20 protein-coding genes and 2 tRNA genes are annotated in these 24,818 nt (G+C 62.1%); 6 read left to right on the top strand and 16 right to left on the bottom strand.

Annotation, left to right across the window (positions count from 1 at the left end):
• Window positions 1-170 precede the first annotated feature (170 nt).
• From arcC to fdrA, 6 genes are all read right to left on the bottom strand, one after another.
• Window positions 171-1,133: a carbamate kinase gene (gene arcC, locus GJE22_RS05165; RefSeq protein WP_144688206.1), complete on the bottom strand. Its 963-nt coding sequence runs from the start codon at window positions 1,131-1,133 to the stop codon at window positions 171-173.
• A 402-nt stretch (window positions 1,134-1,535) separates the two neighbouring features.
• Window positions 1,536-2,588 (bottom strand): ureidoglycolate dehydrogenase, encoded by a 1,053-nt coding sequence (allD, locus tag GJE22_RS05170; RefSeq protein ID WP_144688205.1) that lies wholly within the window; start codon window positions 2,586-2,588, stop codon window positions 1,536-1,538.
• Window positions 2,589-2,730: 142 nt separating this feature from the next.
• On the bottom strand, window positions 2,731-4,011 hold the full coding sequence (locus GJE22_RS05175) for a dicarboxylate/amino acid:cation symporter (protein WP_144688204.1): 1,281 nt from the start codon (window positions 4,009-4,011) through the stop codon (window positions 2,731-2,733).
• A gap of 239 nt (window positions 4,012-4,250) precedes the next feature.
• Window positions 4,251-5,507, bottom strand: coding sequence for a dicarboxylate/amino acid:cation symporter (locus GJE22_RS05180; RefSeq protein WP_144688203.1), 1,257 nt, complete (start codon window positions 5,505-5,507; stop codon window positions 4,251-4,253).
• A 37-nt stretch (window positions 5,508-5,544) separates the two neighbouring features.
• The gene (locus GJE22_RS05185) at window positions 5,545-6,438 is read right to left on the bottom strand and encodes a DUF2877 domain-containing protein (protein WP_144688202.1); all 894 of its coding nucleotides are present in this window, start codon (window positions 6,436-6,438) and stop codon (window positions 5,545-5,547) included.
• 15 nt (window positions 6,439-6,453) lie between these two features.
• A complete protein-coding gene (gene fdrA, locus GJE22_RS05190; RefSeq protein WP_144688201.1) occupies window positions 6,454-9,459 on the bottom strand; it encodes a bifunctional FdrA/YlbE family protein in 3,006 nt (1,001 codons plus the stop codon).
• Between the two features lie 212 nt (window positions 9,460-9,671).
• Between fdrA and GJE22_RS05195 the strand changes: the two genes are divergently transcribed.
• Window positions 9,672-11,288 carry a PucR family transcriptional regulator gene (locus tag GJE22_RS05195; RefSeq protein WP_144688200.1) on the top strand — a complete coding sequence of 539 codons (1,617 nt, stop codon included), beginning with the start codon at window positions 9,672-9,674 and terminating at the stop codon, window positions 11,286-11,288.
• Between the two features lie 229 nt (window positions 11,289-11,517).
• Window positions 11,518-12,366: an alpha/beta hydrolase gene (locus GJE22_RS05200; RefSeq protein ID WP_144688199.1), complete on the top strand. Its 849-nt coding sequence runs from the start codon at window positions 11,518-11,520 to the stop codon at window positions 12,364-12,366.
• Between the two features lie 386 nt (window positions 12,367-12,752).
• On the opposite strand, the gene purD is transcribed toward GJE22_RS05200, so the two are convergent.
• From purD to dnaB, 4 genes are all read right to left on the bottom strand, one after another.
• A complete protein-coding gene (gene purD / locus GJE22_RS05205) occupies window positions 12,753-14,057 on the bottom strand; it encodes a phosphoribosylamine--glycine ligase (protein ID WP_144688198.1) in 1,305 nt (434 codons plus the stop codon).
• A 99-nt stretch (window positions 14,058-14,156) separates the two neighbouring features.
• Complete coding sequence (locus GJE22_RS05210; RefSeq protein WP_144688197.1) at window positions 14,157-15,074, bottom strand: DegV family protein; 918 nt, start codon at window positions 15,072-15,074, stop codon at window positions 14,157-14,159.
• 55 nt (window positions 15,075-15,129) lie between these two features.
• A complete protein-coding gene (locus GJE22_RS05215) occupies window positions 15,130-16,416 on the bottom strand; it encodes an adenylosuccinate synthase (protein WP_144688196.1) in 1,287 nt (428 codons plus the stop codon).
• 146 nt (window positions 16,417-16,562) lie between these two features.
• Entirely contained in the window at window positions 16,563-17,954 is a 1,392-nt protein-coding gene (gene dnaB, locus GJE22_RS05220) for a replicative DNA helicase (RefSeq protein WP_019128690.1), read from the bottom strand.
• A 319-nt stretch (window positions 17,955-18,273) separates the two neighbouring features.
• Between dnaB and GJE22_RS05225 the strand changes: the two genes are divergently transcribed.
• Window positions 18,274-18,690: a hypothetical protein gene (locus GJE22_RS05225; RefSeq protein WP_144688195.1), complete on the top strand. Its 417-nt coding sequence runs from the start codon at window positions 18,274-18,276 to the stop codon at window positions 18,688-18,690.
• On the opposite strand, the gene rplI is transcribed toward GJE22_RS05225, so the two are convergent.
• From rplI to GJE22_RS05255, 6 genes are all read right to left on the bottom strand, one after another.
• The gene (gene rplI, locus GJE22_RS05230; RefSeq protein WP_144688194.1) at window positions 18,668-19,207 is read right to left on the bottom strand and encodes a 50S ribosomal protein L9; all 540 of its coding nucleotides are present in this window, start codon (window positions 19,205-19,207) and stop codon (window positions 18,668-18,670) included. The two genes, GJE22_RS05225 and rplI, sit on opposite strands and share 23 nt — an antisense overlap.
• Window positions 19,208-19,247: 40 nt before the next feature.
• Window positions 19,248-20,276, bottom strand: a complete 1,029-nt coding sequence (locus GJE22_RS05235) for a DUF2232 domain-containing protein (protein WP_235895812.1) — start codon at window positions 20,274-20,276, stop codon at window positions 19,248-19,250.
• 18 nt (window positions 20,277-20,294) lie between these two features.
• Window positions 20,295-20,561: a 30S ribosomal protein S18 gene (gene rpsR / locus GJE22_RS05240; RefSeq protein WP_019128687.1), complete on the bottom strand. Its 267-nt coding sequence runs from the start codon at window positions 20,559-20,561 to the stop codon at window positions 20,295-20,297.
• Between the two features lie 71 nt (window positions 20,562-20,632).
• Entirely contained in the window at window positions 20,633-21,100 is a 468-nt protein-coding gene (locus GJE22_RS05245; RefSeq protein ID WP_019128686.1) for a single-stranded DNA-binding protein, read from the bottom strand.
• 84 nt (window positions 21,101-21,184) lie between these two features.
• The gene (gene rpsF, locus GJE22_RS05250) at window positions 21,185-21,478 is read right to left on the bottom strand and encodes a 30S ribosomal protein S6 (protein ID WP_019128685.1); all 294 of its coding nucleotides are present in this window, start codon (window positions 21,476-21,478) and stop codon (window positions 21,185-21,187) included.
• 538 nt (window positions 21,479-22,016) lie between these two features.
• Window positions 22,017-22,916, bottom strand: coding sequence for a DUF4013 domain-containing protein (locus GJE22_RS05255; RefSeq protein ID WP_144688193.1), 900 nt, complete (start codon window positions 22,914-22,916; stop codon window positions 22,017-22,019).
• Between the two features lie 414 nt (window positions 22,917-23,330).
• On the opposite strand from GJE22_RS05255, the gene GJE22_RS05260 reads away from it, so the two are divergent.
• The 3 genes from GJE22_RS05260 (at window position 23,331) to GJE22_RS05270 (ending at window position 24,692) form a co-directional block, all read left to right on the top strand.
• A tRNA-Ser gene (locus tag GJE22_RS05260) sits at window positions 23,331-23,421 on the top strand.
• A 54-nt stretch (window positions 23,422-23,475) separates the two neighbouring features.
• A tRNA-Ser gene (locus tag GJE22_RS05265) sits at window positions 23,476-23,568 on the top strand.
• 230 nt (window positions 23,569-23,798) lie between these two features.
• Complete coding sequence (locus GJE22_RS05270) at window positions 23,799-24,692, top strand: trimeric intracellular cation channel family protein (RefSeq protein WP_144688192.1); 894 nt, start codon at window positions 23,799-23,801, stop codon at window positions 24,690-24,692.
• The last annotated feature ends 126 nt before the right edge of the window (window positions 24,693-24,818 follow it).

Genomic DNA, 24,818 nt, shown 5'->3' on the forward strand with positions numbered 1-24,818 from the left:
ACCCGCGATGCGCCCTGCACCAGACCCACGCGCGACGCGTTTTTGCGCTATACCCCCACGCGCCGCACCCCACAGAGCGCCCCGGGCCGCAACCAGAAGCGGGCCGGCAGCGCAACGCACTGCCGGCCCGCCATGGCAGGCGATAATCCCCGCCCTATGACCACGACATTTTAGCCGTGGATGCGGGTGCCAGATAGACCGGACATAGTCTCGGCGGCCTTGTCGAGCGCGCCGATGATGCAGGTGCGGCCCTTGCGGCTGCGGGCGAACTTGATGGCGGCGCGGACCTTCGGCTCCATGGAACCCTTGCCGAACTGGCCCTCGTCGGCGAGCTTCTCGGCCTCGTCGGCGGTCAGGTCGGTCAGGTCGCGCTGATCAGGCGTACCGAAGTTCACAGCCACGTGCTCCACAGCGGTGAGCAGGAAGAGCACGTCGGCATCGCAGTCCTCGGCCAGCAGCTCGCCGCCGGCATCCTTGTCGATTACCGCTGCCACACCCTTGTAGCAGCCCTTGTTATCGTAGTCGCGAACCACGGGGATGCCGCCGCCTCCACAGGCGATGACGATGAACTCGTTGTCGAGCAAATTAAGAATCGAGGGCGCCTCGACGATCTTCTTGGGGTCGGGGCTCGCCACGACGCGGCGCCAGCCGCGGCCGGAATCGTCCACGAAAACCTTGTCCGGCTCTGCCGCCATGATCTCGTTGGCCTGCTCCTCGGTATAGAACGGGCCGATGGGCTTGGTGGGGTTCTGGAAGCTCGGATCCTCCGGGTCGACCTCGATCTGGGTAACCACGGTGGCCACGTGCCAGCGCTTGTAGCGCTTGTGCATCTCGCGGCCGATGCCCTGCTGCAGGTGGTAGCCGATGTAGCCCTGGCTCATGGCGCCGCACTCGGGCAGGTCCATCTCAGGCGTCCCGATAGCATCGTGCGCAGCTGCGAAGGCGTTCTGGATCATGCCGACCTGCGGGCCGTTGCCATGGGTGATGATGATCTCGTTGCCCTGCTCGATGAGTCCGAGCAGCGCATGGGCGGCATTGTTCACGCGCTCAATTTGCTCCGCGGGCGTATTACCCAGCGCATTGCCGCCGAGCGCGACGACGATACGGTCGGGTTTGCCAAGAGGCTTGGACATGGAAAACTTCCTTTCGTAACTTACAGTCAGCTGGCATTAGCTGCTCAGCTGGATTTCATTCGCTAGGATTTAAAAAATTGTCGTAGGAAAAGTACAGAGTAGAGTCAAATTTTGTATATTCATTACGACAATTTTGCGGGAAGCACGAGACGGGCCACCCCAGGCTGCCTGCAGCAGCCCGTCTTCGTCAAATAGCTGCGATGCGACCCGCGATTCGCGCCGCATCGCAGCTCGCGCTATGCACTGCAGCGCGATCCGCGAATCGCGCTGCAGTGCGATTCCAATCGGCACCAAATCAATGCAATGCGCAGCGCGCCTCACACGACGCTAAGGTGCCCGCCTGCGGCGCAAGCGTCGGCGGCATCGCAACAGCACATCTCGTGCCTCGCACGCGTGATCTTGCTACTCGGCAAAGCGGTTCTTGTGGTCCCAACTATGGCGATACAGGTCGTCGGAAACAAGGTAATCGTAGATGTCATCCACGATCTCGATGCCTCCGGCATCTTTGGTGGCCTGGATGCGCATCTGAGCGCGCTGACCAGGCCAGTACACCTTATCGAAGCCCACGCCCGGCTTGACGGCGTTTAGCTCGTCGAGCACCTCGGACATGTGCGCGCGGAACTCGTCGGCACCGCAGAAGAACTCGGGGTTGATCGCCACATTGAGGTGACCCAGACGGCGGCCCTCAGAAAGGTCGTGGTACATAGACGAGACGTGCTTGCCCGCAGGCACGCCGAGCAGCACGCCGGAAAGGATATCGACCATCATCATGAGGCCATAGCCCTTGGGGCCGGCAATGGCAACCAGCGCGTTCACCTTGTGCGGATCGGTTACCGGGCTGCCGTCCTCGTCAACCGCCCAGCCCTCGGGAATGGAGCGGCCGGCGCTCTTGGCGTCGAGGATCTTCCCCCACGCCTGCACGGTCGTGGCCATATCGAAGCTCACGATGCGGTCGTCGGCCGTAGGAGCCGCGAGCGCGATGGGGTTCGTGCCGTAGAACGGCTCTGCACCGCCATACGGGATGACCATCGGGTCGGACTGCGTGCAGGAAAGACCGATCATGCCCTGCTTGGCGGCCATCTCGGTGTAATAGCCGATCGCGCCGGTGTGCGAGACGTTCGCCACGCCCACGAAGCCGATGCCGTTCTCCTTGGCCATGTCGATGGCCTTCTGCATACCCTCGATCGCGAAGGGGTAACCGCAGCCGTTGTCAGCGTCGAGAATGCCCGAACACGGTCCGGTCTGCGTCCACGTAACCTTGGGATCGATGGTCATGCCGCCCTTGGAGATGCGCTCGGTGTAGTACTCAACGCGCACCTCGCCATGGCTGTGCAGGCCGCGCTCGCTCGACCACGCGAGCACCTCTGCCATGTCGTCGGCATGGTTCTCATGCATGCCGGCGGCCATGAACTTCTTCTTCATGAGTTCTTTGAGTTCGTCACGAGTAACAAGCATGAAAGCCTCCTTACGATACGCCCGTGCCCGCACATCGAGCACAGAGCTTGATACCTTGGCACAAGCGGGCGGACGACATGGCGTGTACGTCCGCCAGCTCAGGCGATGCAACGCGCGATACGCAATCAGGCAGTCCACTCGATTACTTCTCGAGCGCCTTTTTCCCGTAGAACACGTCGCGGTCAATACCGTCCTTCTCGCCCGCTGCCACCATCATGGCGCAGAACACATCGGAGTCCACATTCAGGATGGTGCGGATCGCACCGACCGGATACGTGAGCCCCGCAAAGATACCGATGCTCGAAAGCGGGAGCCCCAGCTGCGGGACGATCATCGTAAGAGACACGATGTCCGCACCCGGCGCCACAGCGTTTGCCAGCGAGAGCAGGGTCGAGATCACGGTAAGGAATACGAAGTCAAGCCCACCGAAGGTCATGCCGTAGATCTGCGCGATCGTGATGGCCGTCACCGCGAGGTGGATAGAAGCGCCGTTTGAGTTGAGCGGCATGCCAAGCGGAAGAACGAGGTCCGCGATATCTTCGCGAACGCCAATCTTGTTCTTGGCATCGTCCATTTCGACCGGCAGGGTCACCGCAGAGGATATGGTCGCGATCGCCATAAAGGACATGCGCCAGATGTGGCGGATGAGCACGGCAGGGCTGAGCGAACAGCGCACGCACACCACGATGATCCACAGTACGAGGAATGCGAACACCGTGCCTCCGAGCACCAGGAGGTACTTGAGGAGCGGAATCAACACCTCGGGGCCGAGCTGCCCCACCATCGATGACACATAGCAGAAGATGCCGATGGGCGCGATGGTCATGACGCCGCGAATAACGACGAGCAGAAGCTCGCCAAACTGCGCGATGAAATCGAACACAGGGCAAGGCTCGCCCTCATGGTTGCTGCGCCACCAGCTGATCGCCAGGCCGAGCGCGATGGAGAACACGATGCAAGGCACCATGGCACCCGCGCCCATCGATGAAACGATGTTGCTGCTGAAGAAGTTGGTAATCGTATCCTGAACAGTGACAGCGGTCGTGCTGGAAGCATCGTACGTCGCCTCCTGGACCAGGGCCGCGTCGGCAAGGCCGGCACCCGGCTGGAAAATCGTCGCCGCGGCGACACCGCAAGAGGCGGCGAGGATCGATGACCCTGCGAACCACGCGATGCCCTTGACGCCGATACCGGAGAGATCGCGCGCGGTGAGGCCGCCCACTGCCTCGATGATGGTGCACATCACGAAGGGAACGATGCCCATCTGTACGAGCCTGAAGAAGACGTCACCGATGAATTGGATCTGGGAGAGGCTCTCCCCGCCAATAACGCCGACGATATATCCGGCGACCATGGCGACCACGATGGCGAGCGTTGCGTTGTACTTAAAGCGCTTAGGTGGGTTGACAGATTCGGTTGTCATAGAATCACATCCCCGGGGAAACCACTCTTCCCCACGTAGGCGGATGAAACACACCCGGAAGGCCAAGGGGACATCCCGGGCGGCTGCAGCCCGTAGGCATGCAGCACAAGGCTTTTAGGTCCGAGTGGGGACCAACCTTGGTACACTCAAGGCACCGCGGGCAAAGCCCGCGATAAGCGGAGGGCGTCGCCAAGAGGAGACGTGTGCGCGGCGCCCTCGCTAGATACAGCAGCTACGCGCTAGGCAGCTTCCTGATACTCCTTTTTGCCGTCGAATATGTCGTGATCGATGCCGTCGGGGCCGGCCACGAGCATGGCGGCGAACACGTCGCCGGTAACATTCAGCGGGGTGCGGGTGGCACCGGTGGGGTACTCGAGACCGCCGAAGATGCCGATGGCCTCCATGGGCAGGCCGAGCGCCGGGATCATCATGGTGAGCGACACGAGCGAGGCGCCCGGGGTTGCCGCGTTCACGAACGAGATCATGGTGCAGATGAGCCAGCAGGTCAGGAAGTCAGAAGGACCGAACGCGATGCCATAGAGCTGGGCGATGCAGAGGGCATCCACGGTCATGTGGATGGCCACGCCGTTGGAATTCAGCGGCACGCCGAGCGGCAGAAGCACGTCGCAGACGTCCTCGCGGATGCCGATCTTCTTCTTGGCATCCTCCATAGCGGTGGGGAGCGTCACGGCAGAAGAGATGGTGGTGAAGGCGGTCACGAGCGTGCGGACCAGCTTGCCGGCCAGCTTGACCGGGTTCACCCTGCAGTAAGCACCGCAGATGATGCAGTAGGCAACGAACATGATGACCATGCCGAACGCCATCACGAGGAAGTACTTCGCCAGCGGAACCAGAACGGTCATGCCCACGGAGGCGACCATGGAGGAAACGTAGCAGAAGATGCCGATGGGAGCGATCGTCATGACGCCGCGGATGATGTTGAGCAGCAGGTCGGAGGTCTCGCTGATGATGTCATAGAGCTTGCACTCGTCGTGGGTCTGGCGCCAGAAGCTGATGACCAGGCCGAGGGCGACGGCGAAGATGATGATCTGGATCATGGAGCCGTTAGCAAGCGAAGCCACGATGTTGGTACCGAAGAACCCGGTGAGGGTGTCTTGGATGGTCATCATCTCAACAGCCTCGCCGTCGTAGCCGGCAGCTGCCATGACGGCATCGGTGCCAGCGCTGGCACCAGGCTGGAAGATGACGCCGAGGGCAATGCCGAGCGCAGCAGCGATACCCGAGGATACGATGAAGATGATGACGCCCTTGCCGGCAATACCGGAAAGCGTCTGCGGGGTGAGGCCACCCACGGACTTGACCACGGTGGCCAGCACGAAGATCGGGATGGACATCTGGATGAGGGCGAAGAAGATATCGCCGATGAACTGGAGCTGGGTCATGGGCTCGCCAACGACGAGACCGGCAATGACCGCAAGAGCCATAGAAATCAACATGAGGACGGTCAGGTCGATTTTCTTCTTGACTTCTGCCATTATGCCTTCCTTTCCAACAAAGCCGAGATAGCCCGGCTTACAACAAACAACAAAACGCCGCGCCGAAACCCAGGAGGCTGTCGGCCCCCGAGGTGTGCCCGAGCTCGAGCACCCGTGCCAGCGCATCGGGGAGCGCCTGCTCGTCCATCGCGCGCACTACGGCGAGCAGATCGAGGTAGTCCTCGTTTGCGTACCCCTCCCCCATGGCCCGGTAATATGCCTCACTCACCGCGGTGGTTTTACCGGGAACCACACTTGATACCGTCTCGAAAAAGGCTTGTGCCATACTCGAAACGTCCCCGCAATACAGGAAACGAAGCGCCGTGCCAAAACCCATGAGCACGTCATCGCCCGACGGGGTGAGGCCGAGGCCCCTACCCACCAGGTATTCGACGGCTCCGTGCATAGCACGCTCCGCAGCCTCAACCTGCGCATCGCCGCAAGACCGTTCTCCCTTGTCAAGCACACGACGACACATGGCCGAGAATCGAGCGAGCTCGGACACGGCGCTCCGCGACCGATCCGGCCACGGCAGCCCGGTGCGGTCGGCAAGGCCGAGGGCACCGATCTCGCGCAGCAGGGCGGCATCGATATCGTTCGGGAACGCACCGGCAAGCTCGGGGACGCGCATGCAGCGCACCGGCGCGGCGGAGAGCTCGAGCTCACTCACCCGCGCACGGCTGTAGATGCGCAGAACCCCATCGCGAAAGACGGCGCGGTCCCCCTGCACCGCGGAACCCACGAGCGCGGGCATCTCCTCTGCGTCGACGTTCGCACCCAGGCAGGAGAGCGGCGCGTCGCTGCTCCCCAGATGCAGCAGCAGCCCGTCGAGCTCAACATTCAAGCTCGAAGAGAATACGCTGTGCACCGTTCCCGTCGCGTGCTGCGGCAGGTGACCCCATGCGTAGTCGCTCACAGAGGTGATGCCCATAGCAACCTCGCCCGTCTACTCGATGCCGAGCTTGGCGCAGTACGCCTCGAGCGCCTTCTCGAAGCACGCGAGCGGCGCGCGCACCGTACCGGCACCTACCTGGCCGATGCCCGCCTTCTTGTGGGCGATACCGGTGTTGATGATCGGAGTGATGCCCGTGGCCACGACCTTGCGGATATCGATGCCGAGGCACGTACCCTTGAAGTCCCACGTGGGGATGGACCAGTTGGGATTGTGCTCGACGCAGATCTGCTCCATCTCGTTGGAGATGTTGAGCGCGTCCTCGAACCCGCCGGCACCAACGAAGCGGGTCACGCCGGGCGCCGCGACCATGGCCATGCCGCCCACGCCCACGGTCTCGGTAATGGAGGAGTCGCCGTTGTCGGGGCAACCATCCTCAGCCGTGAATCCGGTGAAGTACAGGCCCATGGGCGTGTTCACCGGAGCGCAGAACCACTCGTCACCGAGACCGGTCACGCGCACGCCGAACTCATAGCCGTTGCGGGTCATGGTCGAGACCACGCAACCCTCCTCGTCCTTGCGCACGTAGTCAACGATTGCCTTGCCCATGGCCATCATGATGTTCAGGAAGAACTGATCAGTGTCGGCCAGGAACTGGATCACGCGCTCCTTGGCGTCCTCGGAAGCATCCGTCTTCACGATGAGCGGCGCCAGCTCCTTGAGGAGATTCAGGGTCGCGGCCATGTTGCGCTGATGGAACTCGTCGCCCTGGGTGATGGCGCGCGCAATGAGCACGTTGAGGTTGATGCCGCCATCGGAGAGCTTGAGCGCCTTGGAGAGCACGGGGCCGAGCTCGTCGGCCATCCAGTGCAGGCGGTCGACGACCTCCTGGCTGTACGCGCCGAAGCGCAGCACCTTGCCGATGCCCTCGTTCATGGTGCAGTAGGCGGTGGTGTCGTCCGCAAGGTTCACGACCTTGAGCACGGCCATGTTGGCGGAGGTGATGCCGCCCATGGGGCCTACGGCATGGCAGTGGTGGCAGGGGATGAACTCGACCTCGCCGGCCTCGAGCATCTTGACGGCCTCTTCCTCCGTCTCAGCCCAACCCTCGAAGAGCGCAGCGCCGATGCACGAACCGCGCATGGGTCCCTGCATGTTCTCCCAGGTGATCGGGGGGCCTGCATGCAGGAGCGTCTTCTTCTCGCGGTTGAGCTCGGGGATGACGTCCTTGGCCACCACGACGTCCACGAGCTGCGGCTGGCTCTCCTTGAAGCGCTGGCAGATGCGCTCGTTGGCCTCGTCGATACCCTCGACCTTGGCGAGCTCGGTGAGCAGGTGAATCATCCGCTTGTTGCCGCCGGCCATGGGCTTCCAGGTGTACTGGACGCTCTTGGCACCGTAGGCGCGCAGCGGGTCGTTGAAGCTCTCCACGCCCACGTTGATCACGCGCGGCTTGGTGGTGAGAAGCTCCATGACGGCCTCGCTCGGCTCGGGCAGAGGCGAGTCGTCCTTGACCTCATACGGCACGACCTCGCGGTCCTCCTCGGTGAACTCCACGCCCTTCATGGCAAGCGCGGCGCGGACGGCCATGGCGTTGGATTCCTCCATGATGGCGCCAGCGTCCTCGAGGATCTTGATGGAGCGCTCGTAGTCCTGCGGGTCGTGGCTCGTGCCCACGACGGTGCCCACGAAGTGCAGGTCGCGACCCTCGGCCGCGGCGGCCGCCTTGCACTCGGCGATGACGGGCGCGAGCGCGGAGGCCATATCCGGATGGCAGCCGTAGCCCAGCACGCAGTCGAAGACGATGACGCCGGTGGTGTCCATAGCGGCATAATCGCGCATCATCTTGATGCGGACGTCCGGGTCGATCATGGGATGCGGGCGGCCCTGGGTGTACACGTCGTCGCCAAGGTCGATCACGTCGTAGCCGCCATGGCGCAGCATGTAGCCGTCCTCCTTGATGATCTCGCCGAGGTCGAGTGCCTCGGTGATCATCATGGCAGCCTCGCCGGCGAGGGTGCCGCCGGAGTACAGGCCGATCACGGTCTTGTCGGCGCCGAGCGGTTCGTCAACGGTAAGGTTGAGCGGCTCGAGATAGTTCTTCTTAACCTCGGCACCGTTCGCGAGGTCGACGGCGATGCGCGCGCACTCCTCAAGCGTGTGCGCGAGGTAGACCTTGCCCTGATGCGCCTCGGGCTTCTCGCCGATGAAGATGGCGACGACCGGCTTGGTGCACTTCTCCAGCAGGTCAACGACCTCATCACGCACGGCAGGCGCAGGCGGCTTAGAGATGACGCAGATGACGTCGGTGGGATCGTGATGCTCGAGCGCCACGATGGCGTCCTTTACCGTCACCGCGCCGACCTTCTCGTTGAGGTCGCGGCCACCGGTGCCGATGGCGTGCACGCAACCGCCGCCCAAGCGGTCGATCATGCAGGTGACCTCCTGGATGCCCGTGCCGGAAGCGCCCACGATGCCGATGTTGCCCGGGTTGATGACGTTGGTGAAGGCGATCGGCACGCTCGAGATAACACCGGTGCCGCAGTCGGGACCCATGAAGAGCAGGCCCTTCTCGTGCGCCTTCTGCTTCAGGCGAACCTCGTCCTCGAGCGCAACGTTGTCGGTGAAGCTGAACACGTTGAGACCCAGGTCGAGCGCGCGCTCAAGCTCGGGAGCAGCATATTCGCCAGGGATGGAGAAGAGCGCCATGTTGGCGTCGGGCAACTGCGCGATGGCCTCCTCCCAGCTGGTCGCCTCAGCGGGGCCGCCGGCGGCCTCCTTCTTGACCGAAAGGTCGGCGAGGAAGGCCTCGGTCTCAGCGAGTACGGTGTCTACCACGGCCTCGTCGTCGGTCTCGACGACGATGACCATGTCGCTCGGGTTCGCAGCCTTGGCCTCATCGGTAAGCAGGCCAGCGTTAAAGAAGATATCCTTGTTCGCGTCGGTGCCCATCATGATTTGGCTCTGGATGACACCGTCGAGGGTGTTAATCTTGTTGGTCAGCAGCATCAGGTTGATGGAGTCCTGATACGAATTTGGCTTGACCACAGTCTTGAGCATCGTCTCCTCCTTTTCTGCAACTTCCTGAAGGATCAGGGGCGACCGTCTTCCCGGGTGACGGCCCTCCCCTACACCCTCGCATTGAATCATCTGGGCTTTTTCTTTTCATTGGCGAGGAGGATAGGAAAACATCCGTTTCTTTATCCAGAGCGGAAATGACCTGCTGCAGCGCGTTCGTATACTGAAAGAGAGGCTGTGGAAAGAGGCTCCCCGTGATAGTGAGAGAGATCTTGCTGCTCCCATCGTTTGAAGGAGCGAGCATCATCGCCGGTAAGACCGGCATGGATAACGAGATCACCGGCGCCATGGTGCTCGAGGCAATCGATATCGAAAACTGGGGCAAACGCGGCCAGCTCATCATCTCGAGCTTCTACGCGCTGGAGCACCTCTCCGAAAGCGAGACGGTGATGTTCTTCCGCACCATGAGCTCCATCGGCATCGGCGCTCTGGTGTTCAAGCCGGAGCGCCTTATGGTTGAGGCCCCGGAGCGCATCATCGAGCTCTGCGACGATTTCGACCTGCCGCTCATCAAGCTCGCGCCGCAGGTTAAATACGAGTCCATTCTGCTCGACGTGCTGGGGCATATCCTGGACTCAAACCTTACCCTGCTCAATCGCTTCTTCGACGTGCACAAGCACCTCATGGCGCTTGCGCTCAAGCAGCCGTCAATACCCTATATCTTGAGCCCGCTCAAAAACGCCCTGCATGCAGAGGTCACATACTTCGATACCGTGCGCGACCGCCGCACCGGCACCGAGCAGACACTCACCGAATTCACCGGCTATTCGTTCAACAGGCGCGAGCCCGAGGCCTACCAGACGCACGCCTACTTCGATGCGAAACTCTTCTACGACAAGGGGTTCGGCGCCTCGCACCAACCGCAGACCGTTCAGGCACTCGCTGTGCGCATACCCAGCTCTGATGGGGTGGACTACTACCTCATCATCCATAACGCTGACCGCGAGCTCACGCCGCTCGACACCATGACCGTCGAGAACATCGTGAGCCTGCTGCAGATGGAAATCTTGAAGCAGAACGCCATCAAGCAAAAGCTCTTCTACCAGAACAACAACACCGTGCACGACCTGCTGCTCGATCGCTTCGGCTCGCACGAGCGCATAGACTCCGCGCTTGCGCTGCTCGGCATCGATCGGTACCCCTTGTACGAGGCGCTGCTCGTACGCACGCGCGTAGTCGATCCCATCGATGCCGACCGCATCGACGAACTGCTGCAAGCCCTGCGTCGGAGCCTGCGGGCATCCTATCCAGGCATCGTGTACTTCGTGAACGGCGACCGCATCGTCTTTCTGCACAACGTGCGGAGCGAAAACTCGGGCTTTTCCCTCGACACCGTGCGGAACGTTCTCGCCGACCTGCACAACTCTTCGATTCTCCCGCTCTTCACGCACCTCGCGGTGATCAGCTCGGCCACCGACCGATACTCGCTGCCAGCCATCAACAACGAGGTGATGAACGCATACCGGCTCTTCGATGAGACGCAGGGCGACTTTGAGGTTCGCTACGACGATCTGGGCCTATACAAGCTCTTACTGGGCGTGGACGACCCGTCGCAGCTCGACACGTATATTGACCCCCGCCTCAGCACGCTGCATCAAGACGCCCCCGACCTGTTCCAGACGGTCGTGAGCCTCTGTGCGAACGGCATGAGCTATCCCAAGACCGCCGAGCAGCTGTACCTGCACCCCAAGACGGTGCGCTACCGCGTTGAGCGCGTGCGGAAGATCTACGGTGTTGACGTTCGCGACCCCGACGACTACCTGCAGGTTGTGTTGGCTGACAAGATCTACACGCTACGCAAGGATTCCTAGCGCCGCGGAGTTGCCGCTCCAAGCGCAGCAAGCGGCCGGGGGCGGCGCCCGCCGGAGCAGCGTCCTTTCGAGGGTTTACTCCTTTGGCGCGCTACCCTTTGGCACGGTGCCCTTCGGCACGGTGCCCTTTCGGTGCGGCTTCCCTCCGGTACGACGCCCCCAGCACGGCACTCCTGAGATTCAAGCGTTCCTTCGACACGGCGCCTCTTTGATTGAGAAAGGATAGGCTATGGCTTGCCCCGTTACCGTATATCGCCCGACCGCTTCAAACGATGCGCGGCGCATCGTGTTTTACCTGCACGGCGGTGGCCTGGTCTACGGAGAGCGCGACGACTTGCCCTCTCCCTATGTCCGGGCAATCACCGACGCGGGCTCCACGCTCGTGTGCGCCGACTACCCCCTTGCACCCGAGACCGCGCTGCCGGATATCGTCGACGCCCTCTACGAAACCTGGCGCACCGAGGTCGCAGGGCCCATCGAGCGCGGCGAATGCATCGACTATCTTCTTTTTGGGCGCTCGGCAGGCGCGTACCTCGCATTGCTTCTCGCACACGAGATCAGGCTGCGCGACCAAGACCTTCCGCAGCCCGCTGGTATCATGAGCTTTTATGGCTACTACAACCTGGGCGAGCCTTGGGTCTCCGAGCCCGCAAGCGCCTATCTGGCTTTACCGGAGGTCTCCCTCGGCGAGGTAGAGCGCATCGTAGAGCGCGGTGGAGCTCCAACCTCGGGGCCAAAGGCGCTCCGGTACGCACTGTACGTCTATGCGCGCCAGCATGAAGGGGCATGGCTCGCCCTCATGGGGCTCGACGGAACCACCCCCGAACGTTCCATCGCGTCCTGGTCCCTCTCCGCCGACGACCTCGCGGCGCTTCCGCCGCTCTTCATCGCAGCGAGTACCGGCGATGAAGACGTCCCCTATCGCGTGTCCAAGCAGCTTTCGCGCCAGGCGGCGCACGCGCGCATGAAAAGCGCCTATTACCTCCCTCATGATTTTGACCGAGATGTAACCAACCCCGCAGGCATGGAGGCATACCAGGCCGCAATCGCCTGGATGGATGCACTCAACACCCGATAGTCCCAGCCAAGCGCCTGCTCCGGGCGGCCGCTCATCGCAAAACCGCCCCGACGCGCGCGATGCCACGTAAAAGTCCCGCCAAAGGATCGGATTTTTGGGCGCACGCGCGGTAGCCGGCATGGGAGCGGCGCCCTGACCTGCGACTCCCTTGAGCCCGCGGCGCGGTCTATCCGGCCCATCGATGAAAATCCGATCCTTTGGCGGGACTTTTGCTCCGGGGCGGGCCAATCGCGGCGCACCCCGCGGCGCTTCCGGACGGGCGGGCCAGCCAATTGTTCACAAAAGTGCCGAGTGCGACCAAATGGCCGCACTCGGCACGATGGTGAACGGTTTTACTAGGACGGGCAGAGCAGCTGGGCGGAGCGCAGCCGCCGCGTTCACCTCACCTAGCCCCACGCCTCGCGACCGCGGAGCGCCTTGAGACCGATATCGTGGCGGAGCGTCTTGCCCTCGAAGTCAATCTTCTCGCAGGCAGCATAGGCCAAATCGCGAGCCGCCTCGAAGGTATCCCCGAGCGCTGTAACAGCCAGCACGCGGCCACCGCTCGTCACGAGCTCGCCCGCATCGGTCACCGCGGTACCCGCATGGTAGACGGTCACCCCGTCCAAAGCATCGGCATCTTCAACGCCGGTGATAACCTTGCCCTTCTCGTAGCTGCCCGGATAGCCCGCGCTCGTGAGGACCACGGCCACGGCCCACTCATCGCGCCAAGACAGCTCAACATCGTCCAAGCGCTGCTCGGCGCAGGCGAGCATGACATCTACCAGATCGTTCTCCAGGCGCGGCAGAATCACCTGGGTCTCCGGGTCGCCGAAGCGCGCGTTGAACTCGAGTACCTTGGGCCCTTCTGGCGTAAGCATGAACCCGCCGTACAGGCAGCCGCGGTAGTCAATCCCCTCCGCAGCGAGCTCGGCCACGGTATCGACCATGACCTGCTTCATGACGGCGAGCTCCTCGTCGGTCACGATGGGCACCGGGCTATACACGCCCATGCCGCCCGTGTTGGGGCCACGGTCGCCCTCAAGGGCGCGCTTATGGTCCTGGGCGGTAGCCATGGGCCGCACGGTCTTGCCGTCGGTAAAGGCCAGAAGCGAGCACTCGGGGCCGGTCAGGCACTCCTCGATGACCACGGTGGAACCCGCATCGCCGAAGGCTCCGGCAAAGCACTCGCGGACCGCCTCCTCAGCCTGGCCCTGCTCGGTAGCCACGACCACGCCCTTACCAGCTGCCAGGCCATCTGCCTTCACCACGAGCGGGGCACCCTGCTCGCGAACATAGGCGAGCGCCGCCTCCTCGTCGGTAAAAGAGCCGTACGCTGCCGTGGGAATGCCGGCACGCTCCATGAGCTCCTTCGAAAAGCGCTTGGAGCCCTCCATCTGCGCACCCTCGGCGCCAGGCCCAAAGCAGGCGATACCAGCCGCGCGCACGGCGTCGGCAACACCGGCAACGAGCGGGGCCTCGGGACCGATCACCACGAGCCCGATGCCCTCCTCGCGGGCAAAGGCGGCCACCGCCTCCGGATCGTCCTCGGCAAGCGCCACGTTCACACCCTCCTGCAGCGTGCCTCCGTTACCCGGCGCGATGTAGAGCGTTCCACAGCGCGGAGACTCGGCAAGCTTCTTCGCGAGCGCATGCTCGCGGCCGCCGCTTCCCAAAAGCAGGATGTCGATGGTCTTGGTGGTCTCGGTCATGGTTCCTCCTTGTAACGGCGAGGCTTGGAGCATGTCAGCGGGGCGAATAAGCAACATGGTCCATTTTGACCCCGTCCCAAAATGAACCCCATCTCGCCCTTAGAACGACGGCGTTAGGTACTCGGCGATATCGTCGAGCTCAGGATTGTGGAACTCCTCCGGGTATGCAAAGAGCCCCACGGCACGAAGCCCCACGTGCGTGGCGATGGTCGGGCCAATGGTCCCCATGGTAAGGAAACGCAGCGAGGCATCGGTCTTATCGAGCGCCTGATCCATGAATTCCAACGCTTTATAGGCCTTGGTATGGAGCTTATAGTACACAAGCGGGCCCATCTCGCGGGACTGCTCGGCCATGAGGTCCACGATGTAACTCACCGCGTTCTTCATGCCCTTGGCCTTGTGCAGCACTTCAATCGCGCCGGTCTCGGTAAGCGTTACCACGATCTTGAGGTTCAGAAGCGAGGTGGCCATGCCTTGCAATTTGCTGGCGCGCCCGCCCTTCACCAGGTTTGCGAGCGAATCGGGAATGAAGTAGATGCGGTGCGTGCGCCGCACGTTTGCGATGCGCTCGAGCGCCTCGTCGAGCGTGCCGCCGGCACGGGCGATACAAGCAGCCTCGAGCACCATTGCCCCTTGGCCAACCGTAGCGGAGCGGGAATCGAATGCTTCAATGCGAATGCCCCGCTGCTTCGCAACATGGGCCGCAGCGGCACGCGCAGTCTCGTAGGTACCCGAAAGCGCCGCGGAGAGGTGGATGGAGAGGATCTCCGTATAGCCCTCGTCGGCAAGGGCGTTGTACGTGTCAAGGAAATCTGCCGGCGCCGGCTGCGAGGTGATGGGCAGGTTCTCCGCCGCCTCGAGTTTATCGAGGAACTCCTCGATCTTGATATCAACCCCGTCAGCATACTCCGTCGTCCCGAAAGCGACGTGCAGCGGCACCACGCGCAGGTCGTACTTCTCCACCAATGCAGCAGGCAGATCGGCGGCACTATCCAAAACGATGGCGAACTTGTTCACGGCCCCTCCCCCGGCGACCATATTCGTGTTTTCAAGCACTCGCGACGCGGCGCCCCTACTTCCAGGAACGGTTGATGGTCTGCTCGCGATCGGGGCCAACCGACACGAACGCAACCTCGGCATGGGCAAGCTCCTCGATGCGCGCAACGTAATCACGCGCCTCCTGCGGCAGCTCGTCAAAGGAACGGCATGCCGTGATGTCGCACTTCCAGCCGGGCAGCTCCTCATAAACCGGCACGGCGTTGGCAAACGCCGCCTCGTGCTCCGGCACCGTGGTGTAGCGCTCGCCATCGCAGTCGTAGGCAACGCAGACTTTGATGGTATCGAACGCGGAAAGCACGTCGAGCTTGGTGAGCGCGATATGGGTGAGCCCGTTCACGCGAGCCGAGTAGTTGGCGATCACGCCGTCGAACCAGCCACAGCGACGACGGCGGCCGGTGGTCACGCCGTACTCGTACCCCTCCTCGGTGAGGGTGTGGCCGGCATCGGTTTCGTATGCCAGCTCGGTGGGCATGGGGCCAGAGCCCACGCGGGTGATGTAGGCCTTCATGATGCCGAGTACGCGCTCGATGTTGCCGGGGCCCACGCCAGAACCGGTCACGGCACCGCCAGCGGTGCAGTTAGACGACGTAACGTACGGATAGGTACCGTGGTCGATATCGAGGAGCGTCGCCTGAGCACCCTCGAAGAGCACCGACTTGCCCTCCTCGATAAGATCGTTGAGCAGGCGGGAACTCTCGCAGATATACGGGCGCAGGCGCTCGGCCATGGGCAGATACTCATCGCAGATCTGGTCTACCGTGTAGGTGGGCAGGCCGAAGATCTTCTCCAGTTGCGGGTTCACGCGGTCAAGGACGCGTGCGAGCTTGTCGCGGAAGGTAGCCTCGTCGAGCATGTCCTGCATGCGCAGGCCAATGCGCGCCATCTTGTCCTGATAGCACGGGCCAATGCCGCGCTTCGTGGTGCCGATGTTGTGAGACCCGAGGAGCGCCTCGTAGGCGCCGTCGAGGTCCATGTGGTAGGGCATGATGACGTGCGCGTTGCCCGAGACCTTGAGGTTGGCCGTGGAGATGCCATCGGCCTCGAACATATCGATCTCTTCGAGCAGCACTTTGGGGTTGACCACGCAGCCATTGCCGATCACCGAGATGCACTCCGGATACATGATGCCCGAGGGAACCTGGTGCAGGCCGTACTTGCGATCACCCACCACGATGGTGTGCCCCGCGTTGTTGCCGCCCTGATACCGCACGACGCAGTCGAAGTCCCGAGCAATCAGGTCGCAGATCTTGCCCTTGCCCTCATCGCCCCACTGGGTTCCAACCAGCACTGTCGAGCTCATGAATTACTCCTCACCGATCAGGCTACTCAACCCGTACCGTGTCGAGCGCCCTCGCACCCAGCCCGCTCGCCAGCCCATAGGCCAACGCAGGAGCCCGGCGCACTATACAACAGGCACTATTATATCCACCGGAACAGGCGTTCAGGCTAGCCCTCGCCATGTATCCCATCAAGCTCATAGAACTTCGTGGATGCGGGCACGAACGCCAGGTCCACATCGCCGATAGGGCCGGAACGGTTCTTCGCCACGATGACGCGCGTCACGCCCTCGTCCGGGCGGTCGTCGCGCGACGCCTCCTGCTCGTCGGCCGAACGGTCGAGAAACATGACGATGTCGGCGTCCTGCTCGATCGAGCCCGATTCGCGCAGGTCAGAAAGCTGGGGGCGTTTCCCGGTACGGCTCTCGACCGCACGGGAAAGCTGCGAGAGCGAGATGACGGGCACGCCGAGATCCTTCGCCATAATCTTGAGGGCACGGCTCATCTCCGAGACCTCGACCGCGCGGTTCTCGGCACGACGACCCGCCGGGGGGCTCACCAGCTGCAGGTAGTCGAGGATGATGACGGCCCGCTCCTTGTTGTGGAGCATGCGGCGCGCCTTGGCGCGAATCTCGGTGATGGTGGTGCCCGGCGTATCGTCGATAAGGATATCGAGCTTCGAAAGTTCCTGCGTAGCCTCGTTGATGTTCGCCCATTGCTCGGGCGAGATGCGGCCCGTGCGAAAATCGGAGATGGAGAGCGCTGCATGCGCGCAGATAAGACGCTGCGCGATTTCTTTTCCGCTCATCTCGAGCGAGAAGAAGCCCACGGTGCAACCGTCGGCAGCCGCATTGAGCGCAAGGTTGAGGGCGAAGGACGTCTTACCAACGGCAGGACGGGCGCCCAAGATGATGAGCTGGCCCTCGCGCATGCCGAGCAACAAGCGATCGAGGCTCGGAAAGCCGGTGGCAACGCCGTGTGCCTGCCCGCCGGCCGCCGCAATCTCGGCCGCCTCGTTGTAGGCTTCGATCATGAAGTCCGTAAGAGAGCGATACGCGCTCGACACCTCGCGGTCCGTAATCTTGAGCACGAGGCTCTCGGCTTGGTCGACAGCCTCTTTCGCATCGAGCGGCGCATCGTAGGCAAGCTCGCTGATCTGTCCGGCGGCTTTGATGAGCTCTCGGAGGAGCGAGTCGCGACGCACGATCTCGGCATGGTGCTGCCAGTTGGCAAGCGAGATGGTGTTGCCCACGAGCTCGAGAATGTACGCCTCGCCGCCCACGGCAGACAGCTTATCCTCAGAAGCGAGGAAATCCACCACCGAAATGGAATCGATGGGAATGGCCCGCTCGTTCATGGAAACCATCGCAACGAAGAGCTCGCGATGCGCGGGGCGATAGAAGTCGTCGATCCGGAGCTCGGAGATGGCATCGTCCACCACGTCCGGCGAAAGCAGCATGGCGGAGAGCACGTTGGCCTCGGCCTCGGTGTTATTGGGAAGGCCTTGATGGGCCCCACGGTCTACGGCAAGGGGGGCGTAATCATTCGGCGACACGCTCATGCCTTTCTCGAACACGAGGCGACGTGCAAAACGCCGCCCAGCAGATAACCTACGAGCACCCATGGTAGAGTATTCCGCTGCCGAGCAGAGGGCTCGTTCCCCTGCTCTCTGCACCTTTTTCTTTCCACATCCAGATGTGGACAACCCTGCCCCGGCTTTCAGCGGGAATACCAGTTTTCAACATTTTCCACAATTCGACAGGCCCATCATACCGAGTTTTCAACAGCTATACTCTTTACCTGCTGTTATTCACTTCTTACCGTCTTTTTGCCGTTCTATTACACATACATATTTGTGTATTTAGTGAACGTGCAGGTAGTTGGCGTTGTTTTATACATTGCGCAGGATAACCACCGTACGCGATACCGTCTGCTCTTTATTAAGGCTTGTGAAAAACTTGCTATCGAATCTGGCTCATATTGAGTTTTCAACCGTTGACCTGTTGATTTCTTACTCTCTCGATTTGTCAAGAGAAACTTTCAACCTTTTCTTGAATGTTGAATGTTTGCGCACGCGAGCTTTTAAGGAGCCGCCCCGTCCATCCGAGTTCCGCGCGAACGGCAGCTTCGCGGGCGCTCGAACCGGTGAAGCCGCAGCCGCCGAGATGCGCGCCTCCGATGCGCCCGACTCACCGCCTCGCGGCATGACGCAAAACGCCCGCCGCCGAGAACCCCCGGCAGCGGGCGTGGTGAGCGCTGTTGCTGCAGCGTCTGCTACTCAGCAGCTTCCTCGGTAGCCTCCTCAGCCACCTCGGCCTCGGCCTCAGCCTCGGTCTCAGCAGTCTCGGACTCCGCGGCGAGCTCCTCGGCGGTCACGCCAACGAGCACGACGACCTCGGCGCGAATCTCGCGGTAGAGCGAGATGGCCACGGTGTGGGCGCCGGCAACCTTGATGGGCTTGCCGAGCTCAACGCGCTTGCGGTCAATCTCGACGCCGAGCTGGTCCTTGACGGCGTCGGCAACCATGGCGGCGGTAACCGAACCGAAGAGGATGCCCTCGTCGCCGACCTTGACGTCAACAGTAACCTGCTTGCCGTCGAGGTTCGCCTTGAGCGAGTTGGCGTCGGCAAGACGCTTCTCCTCGCGCTTGGCGATGTTGTTGCGGCGCTGCTCGAGCTGCTTCAGCTCGCCCTTCGTCGCCGCAACGGCGAGCTTCTTCGGGAAAAGGTAGTTCTCGGCGTAACCCTGAGCGACGTCTACGATGTCGCCCTCGCCACCCTTGCCCTTGATCTCACCAAGAAGAATGACTTTCATGAGATCTCCTATCCTGCGCGTCGCACGCGCGACGCATTTCTTACGTGTGTGCCTCGTTGTGCGAACCATCCCGCGGAAGTTTGCGGAAGTTGGCCCACACATCGATGAGGCCGATGATGCTCACAACGAACATCACCTCAAGCCAAGTTGCAACCATGATGACGGCGAACCGCCCGAAGCACCCTATGCGCCAGCGGCCGAGCAATCCCAAGATCACGCCAAGACCTTGGATCAAGAAGATGATCCTTACCGCCAAAAAGAGCGTGACGGAGACAGTCCGGAGTAGCTGCGACTCGGGCACAGCGGCAAATGAGGCTCCCATCCCTAGGACAGAGAGGGCCAGCACCCCAACCGCCCAGAGCGGCGCGTCGAAGAGACTGATCTGCGGAACCCGAAGGCGCTGCCCCGGCGCAGGCATCTCGCCCCACGAGGCCGGACGCTGGACCGAGCCAAGGAACGACCCGAATCCGGCGACGAGCGCATCGAGAGCGGCGGAGAGCACGTACACCATCGGCCAGATGACCGAAATCAGGGGCTCGATCGAGACGAGCGCAAGCTCAGCCTCGACGCCGCGACCAACCGAAGCGCGGGCAACCTCCATAAGCATCGCCGACGTCACCTCGGCAAGGTTCGTACCAGCGTTGAAGGCGGTGAAGCCATCAACTGCCATGCACAACGCGATAGCCGCGGTGACCACAAGCGATACCTCGGTAACGCCCGCACGCCTCTTCCACATGAGCGCGGAGATGGCTGCCGCGATGCCAACGAGCGGAACTGCGAACAGCACGTTGGAAACACCATCGAGCACCATCCACGCAACGAGGACGGCACCCGAGATGCCCAAGCCCGCAACCAAGCCCTTCGCGCCGAAGCGCTCAGACTGGGTCCTGAGACCCATCGCAAGGCACGCCACCCCGAGCATGGGGTACCGTGCCATCACGGCCACGGACAGCCCGATCCCTACGAACCACAGCCATCCGCCGTTTGGTCGCGAAGCGCGCTGCCGGGCGGGAACGATCTCGGTCCCATCTGATCCGGCTGCGCTATGCTGCCCGTCGAACATCATCATGAACGAGCAAACGGCCTGCTAGTCGCGGTTGCGGCCACCGCGGGAGGAAACCACGGGGACAGCGTACGGCAGAAGAGCCATCTCGCGGGCGCGCTTGATCGCGTTCGCGATGTCATGCTGGTGCTGCGTGCAAGCGCCAGTGACGCGGCGCGGCTTGATCTTGCCGCGGTCGGTCATGTACTTGCGAAGGAGCTGAGTATCCTTGTAGTCGATGTACTCAGTGTGCTCCTTGCAGAACTGGCAGTACTTACGACGCGGCTGACGTGTTGAATAATCATTAGCCATGTCAAAATACCTTTCGTTTGGCGCGTCCGGCATAACCGGAGCGCACTCGTGCAAACCAGGTGTCTATGCCTCTAGAACGGAATATCCTCGTCGTAGATATCCGCCGTCGGCGGAGCCTGGACAGGCGCCTGCGGGCGCGCCTGGGGCTGCTGGGCATAGCCTCCGCGCGGGGCCTGGGGTGCGTTGGAATACCCTCCGTCACCCTGCTGGGAGCCCCTGCTCATGAACTCGATTTCATCGACGATGACCTCGAGCTTGCTACGGCGCTGGCCGTCACGCTCCCAAGAGCTGTAACGCAGCTTCCCCTCAATCGCGACCTTGGAGCCTTTGCTGAGGTAGCGGCTCACCGCCTCCGCGCGCGCACCGAACATGGTGCAGTCCACGAAGTTGGGATAGTCTTCCCACTCGCCGGACTGGGGGTTGCGCCTGCGATCGTTCACCGCGACACCGAACGAGAGCACCTGGGTGCCGCCGCTCGTCATGCGAAGCTCCGGATCGCGGGTGAGGTTGCCGGAAATGTTAACTCGGTTAATGCTCATGCGTGCTCACTACCTCTCATGTACGGGCAGCGCGCCGAGCCGGCACGCACCCGCTGGGCGCATCGCGCCCCTTCCATAGGCGATTTACTCCTGGTCGTCACGGCGCACGATCATGTGGCGCTCCACCGCATCGGTAATGCGGAGAACGCGATCGAGCTCGGCGATCGACGCGGGATCTGCATGGAAGTTGATGAGGGTGTAGTCACCTTCGGTGAGATCGTTGATCTCGTAGGCGAGCTTGCGCTTGCCCCACTCGTCAACGTTGTCAACCTTGCCGTTACCGGCAGCAATCGTCACGTCGATACGCTTCATAACAGCAGCGCGAGTCTCGACATCAAGAGACGGGTTGACGAAGAACAGCAGTTCATAAGCCTTCATGTGGTCACCTCCTCTGGGCATAAGGCTCCGGGTCGTGAAGGTGCGCCCGGAGCAGGAAAGGACTCAGCTACTATAGCCGCTTCCTGCCGAAATCTCAAGAAGTCCGTGCTACACCCTCATGAGCTCCACATACACCCCGCGTCCGCCGCACGGCCGCCGGAAGCAACGTCGTGGGTTGCCGGAGGCCGCGCGGCACAGGGGCCGAGCTAGCGGGGCGAACGGTGCCCGTCCATCCATGCAAGCCAAGGTTCTCACGCGTATCTGAACAAATGCTGGCCGCGTTCGTTCAATATGCAGAACATGCACTGAGGCCCGGCCCGCGGGCATGCTGTTTTCCCAGCTAAACACGCTTAATCCATGCGCCACACACCGCAGCGAGCGCTCGCGCGGCACGGCAAAGCCCATTGTTTTCCCAAAAGTGTTACGCGGTCCGCATGGATGACGGACGGCGTGCGGCCTCGATTTGTGCTTGGTCCTTGCTGCGGACACGGGCCTCGATGGAGCCCCTCGATTGAACCCGAGCCTCAATCTGAAGCAGCTAGACCTCGTGCGGAACCCCGTCGGGCAGGGGATCGGACGAGAGCCCCCAGCGCCCCACGTCGAAGCGGCGAAACCACATTCCCGCTGCATGCGTTGCCACAAGTTGCATCGCGACCGAAAGCGCCGAACCTATGAACGAGAAAGCCGTAGACAGCAGGAACCCGCCCAAGGCGTTCGTCGGGCTGAGCGTGAACAGGTGGCGCAGGAGATGCTCGGAATTGAAGACGAAGTAAAGTGCGCCATCATAGAACTCGAAATACGAGATACCCACCGATGCGATGGCACCCATGATCGCCGCAGAAGCCCAGGAATACATGAGCGCCGCCGCGCACCCAATGGCGGAAACCCCCACCAGCCTCATGAAGCCACCTGGGTCGCAAACGATCATTTGGGCCAAGCGGTCGAGCCGCCATCCAGCGGCGAAGCCATCGTATACGACTCCGCGCATCATCGCGGCAAGAATGAATCCGCCAAGGACGACCTGCCCCACGAGACTCGCCAGCGCACGCGGCGAGAACATGAAAAGATAGCGCCCCTCGCCCTGCCAGACGCCCCACGTGCCCGCCCCATCGAAACTGAGGGGAAGAAACGCCACGTGGTCAACGCCGAATAGCACCGAGAGAACCACCCCGCACGCAAGAGACATGCTCAAGAGGATAAGGTACGCCCATCCACCCGTCTTGAGCAGCTTGAGATAATCGATTCCCTGCCTGCGCGGGGCGCAGTCGACTCCCCATGCAGCAAGGCGCGCCCATTCGTACGCGTAACCCAAAAGCGCGATGGTGCCAAGAAACGGCACCCACGACAAGAGCGCCAGAACCACGATCGGCTTATACCATCCGCGCTCTCCGGTGAGCATATTCCATGAAGCCACAAACCCCAGCCGACGACTCTGCATCCCCGATCTCTCCTACTGCCTATCGTCCCCGCGCCATGCGCACCGCGGCGAGCGCACCACGAAACCGCGCAGCGCGATCCATTCATATACATCATGCATATAAAGTGTATCGGCTTCAGAGCAGCACATGCAGGCACCCAGCGCGATTTGGTATCAAGCGGCAAAGATATAAGTGTTTGTTAAGCAAGATAGCGACGCGTAGCGCACCGGGCCCGTATGGCCGCCCACGCTTGAACGAGCCGGGCCAGCCTATCAGCAGAATCGGCTCGCCCTCGCACTGCTCTGCCACCGATCAGCTCGCCGTCGAGCGCCCACCAGCCTGCAACGGCGCACTTTTCCCGCGCTTGTACGAGCTGCACAAAATCCCCGTTTGCATTGTCGGAAAGATACGGTACAATTTCCTGTGCTGAACACGGAGAGTTGTCCGAGTGGCCGAAGGAGCACGATTGGAAATCGTGTAGGCGCCAAAAGCGTCTCCAGGGTTCAAATCCCTGACTCTCCGCCAGTTGCTTTCTCGCGGCGCGCCCTCTTCCTCGATGGCGCGCCGTTCACCCCATGCGGAGGGGTGGCAGAGTGGTTGAATGCGGCGGTCTCGAAAACCGTTTACCCGGTGTCCCCGGGTACGAGGGTTCGAATCCCTCCTCCTCCGCCAGTTTCCTTTTCCAAAACCAAATCACCCATTGCCCCAACCTGCTTGATCCGATCATTTTGAGTCATTTTGGGACGGGTCCGTTTTGACTCATCGTGGCATTGGACACAAATCCGCGTACAAGATGAGTCAAAACGGACCCGTCCCAAAATGACTCAAAATGACCCCCTCAAAAGCGATGTAAGATAGCACTCAGTCTTTCGCCCGCATGCCTTACATGGAGAGGACCGCCAATGCACCCCGTCTTCGCTGCCGCCCCTGCAGCAGCCGTCGCCGTCGCCCAATCCGGCGTCGCCTCGCAGCAAGCCGCCGTGCCGCTGGGTATCGAGATGTTCGTCGTGGTGGTCTCGTCCGTCACCGGCGTGCTTTCCGCGCGCCAGCACAAGCTCGATTTCGTTGGAGCGCTCTGGCTCGCCGTTCTCGTGGGCCTGGGCGGCGGTCTTTTGCGCGACATCATCTTGCAGGTGGGCGACGTCTACATCCTGAACCAACCGCTCGCGCTCCCCACCTCGCTTATCGCGGCAACCATCACCTTTGTGTTCCCCATGATCGTCGAGCGGCAAGATCGCATAATCGACATCCTGGATATCTTCGCCGTCGGCCTCTATTCAGCCGTTGGCGCGGACAAGGCAATGGTCTATGGCTTCGAGCCGACCGTCTGCGTCATGATGGGCTTCTTCACCGCCGTGGGCGGCGGCTTGCTGCGAGACATCTGCCTCGCACAGACCCCCTCGATCCTTAAGCGAGGCAACTTCTACGCTATCGCAGCCATAGCCGGCTCCACCGCCTACATCTTCCTAGTCCAGGGGTGCGGAGTGAACAACATCGCCGCGCTCACATTCAGCACCGCGCTTACCATGTTCGTGCGGTGGCTTTCGCTGCACTATAACATCCAATCCCCCACCGAGGTCGATCTTACGCGCGTGGTGCCACGCCGGCACCACACCGCCGACGTTGCCGGTGCGCACCGAGAGGTTACCGCGCGCTCCGCAGATGCCCTTGCCGATCGCCGTGAGCGCACCCTTGCCGATATCGAAAAACGTCGCGAACAAGAGCGCCGCAAGGAAGCGCTCTCGCGCCTCAAGCGCATGCGTCGCAAGCGCGGCCAGAGAAAGCTCGATGTGTAGCGCTGAACAGGACGGGCGATGGCACGCGACCTGCTACAGGCCTCAAAAGCTCGTCGCGGACCGCGCACCTATCGCGCCCTGCCCGCGCCCGCGGCTGCGCGCATCTATAACGGCAGCGCGCACCCG

The organism is Enorma shizhengliae (assembly GCF_009676995.1).
Taxonomy (GTDB): Bacteria; Actinomycetota; Coriobacteriia; order Coriobacteriales; family Coriobacteriaceae; genus Enorma; species Enorma massiliensis.

What these genes read in the sequence shown, in the direction of transcription:
- GJE22_RS05185 (WP_144688202.1), bottom strand. Translation starts at nt 6,438, where the DNA reads ATGGGCATCACCTCTGTGAGCGACTACGCATGGGGTCACCTGCCGCAG.
- rplI (WP_144688194.1), bottom strand. Translation starts at nt 19,207, where the DNA reads ATGAAAGTCATTCTTCTTGGTGAGATCAAGGGCAAGGGTGGCGAGGGC.
- rpsR (WP_019128687.1), bottom strand. Translation starts at nt 20,561, where the DNA reads ATGGCTAATGATTATTCAACACGTCAGCCGCGTCGTAAGTACTGCCAG.
- arcC (WP_144688206.1), bottom strand. Translation starts at nt 1,133, where the DNA reads ATGTCCAAGCCTCTTGGCAAACCCGACCGTATCGTCGTCGCGCTCGGC.
- GJE22_RS05215 (WP_144688196.1), bottom strand. Translation starts at nt 16,416, where the DNA reads ATGAGCTCGACAGTGCTGGTTGGAACCCAGTGGGGCGATGAGGGCAAG.
- GJE22_RS05200 (WP_144688199.1), top strand. Translation starts at nt 11,518, where the DNA reads ATGGCTTGCCCCGTTACCGTATATCGCCCGACCGCTTCAAACGATGCG.
- GJE22_RS05245 (WP_019128686.1), bottom strand. Translation starts at nt 21,100, where the DNA reads ATGAGCATTAACCGAGTTAACATTTCCGGCAACCTCACCCGCGATCCG.
- GJE22_RS05235 (WP_235895812.1), bottom strand. Translation starts at nt 20,276, where the DNA reads ATGATGATGTTCGACGGGCAGCATAGCGCAGCCGGATCAGATGGGACC.
- GJE22_RS05255 (WP_144688193.1), bottom strand. Translation starts at nt 22,916, where the DNA reads ATGCAGAGTCGTCGGCTGGGGTTTGTGGCTTCATGGAATATGCTCACC.
- fdrA (WP_144688201.1), bottom strand. Translation starts at nt 9,459, where the DNA reads ATGCTCAAGACTGTGGTCAAGCCAAATTCGTATCAGGACTCCATCAAC.
- GJE22_RS05270 (WP_144688192.1), top strand. Translation starts at nt 23,799, where the DNA reads ATGCACCCCGTCTTCGCTGCCGCCCCTGCAGCAGCCGTCGCCGTCGCC.
- purD (WP_144688198.1), bottom strand. Translation starts at nt 14,057, where the DNA reads ATGACCGAGACCACCAAGACCATCGACATCCTGCTTTTGGGAAGCGGC.
- dnaB (WP_019128690.1), bottom strand. Translation starts at nt 17,954, where the DNA reads ATGAGCGTGTCGCCGAATGATTACGCCCCCCTTGCCGTAGACCGTGGG.
- GJE22_RS05175 (WP_144688204.1), bottom strand. Translation starts at nt 4,011, where the DNA reads ATGACAACCGAATCTGTCAACCCACCTAAGCGCTTTAAGTACAACGCA.
- allD (WP_144688205.1), bottom strand. Translation starts at nt 2,588, where the DNA reads ATGCTTGTTACTCGTGACGAACTCAAAGAACTCATGAAGAAGAAGTTC.
- GJE22_RS05180 (WP_144688203.1), bottom strand. Translation starts at nt 5,507, where the DNA reads ATGGCAGAAGTCAAGAAGAAAATCGACCTGACCGTCCTCATGTTGATT.
- rpsF (WP_019128685.1), bottom strand. Translation starts at nt 21,478, where the DNA reads ATGAAGGCTTATGAACTGCTGTTCTTCGTCAACCCGTCTCTTGATGTC.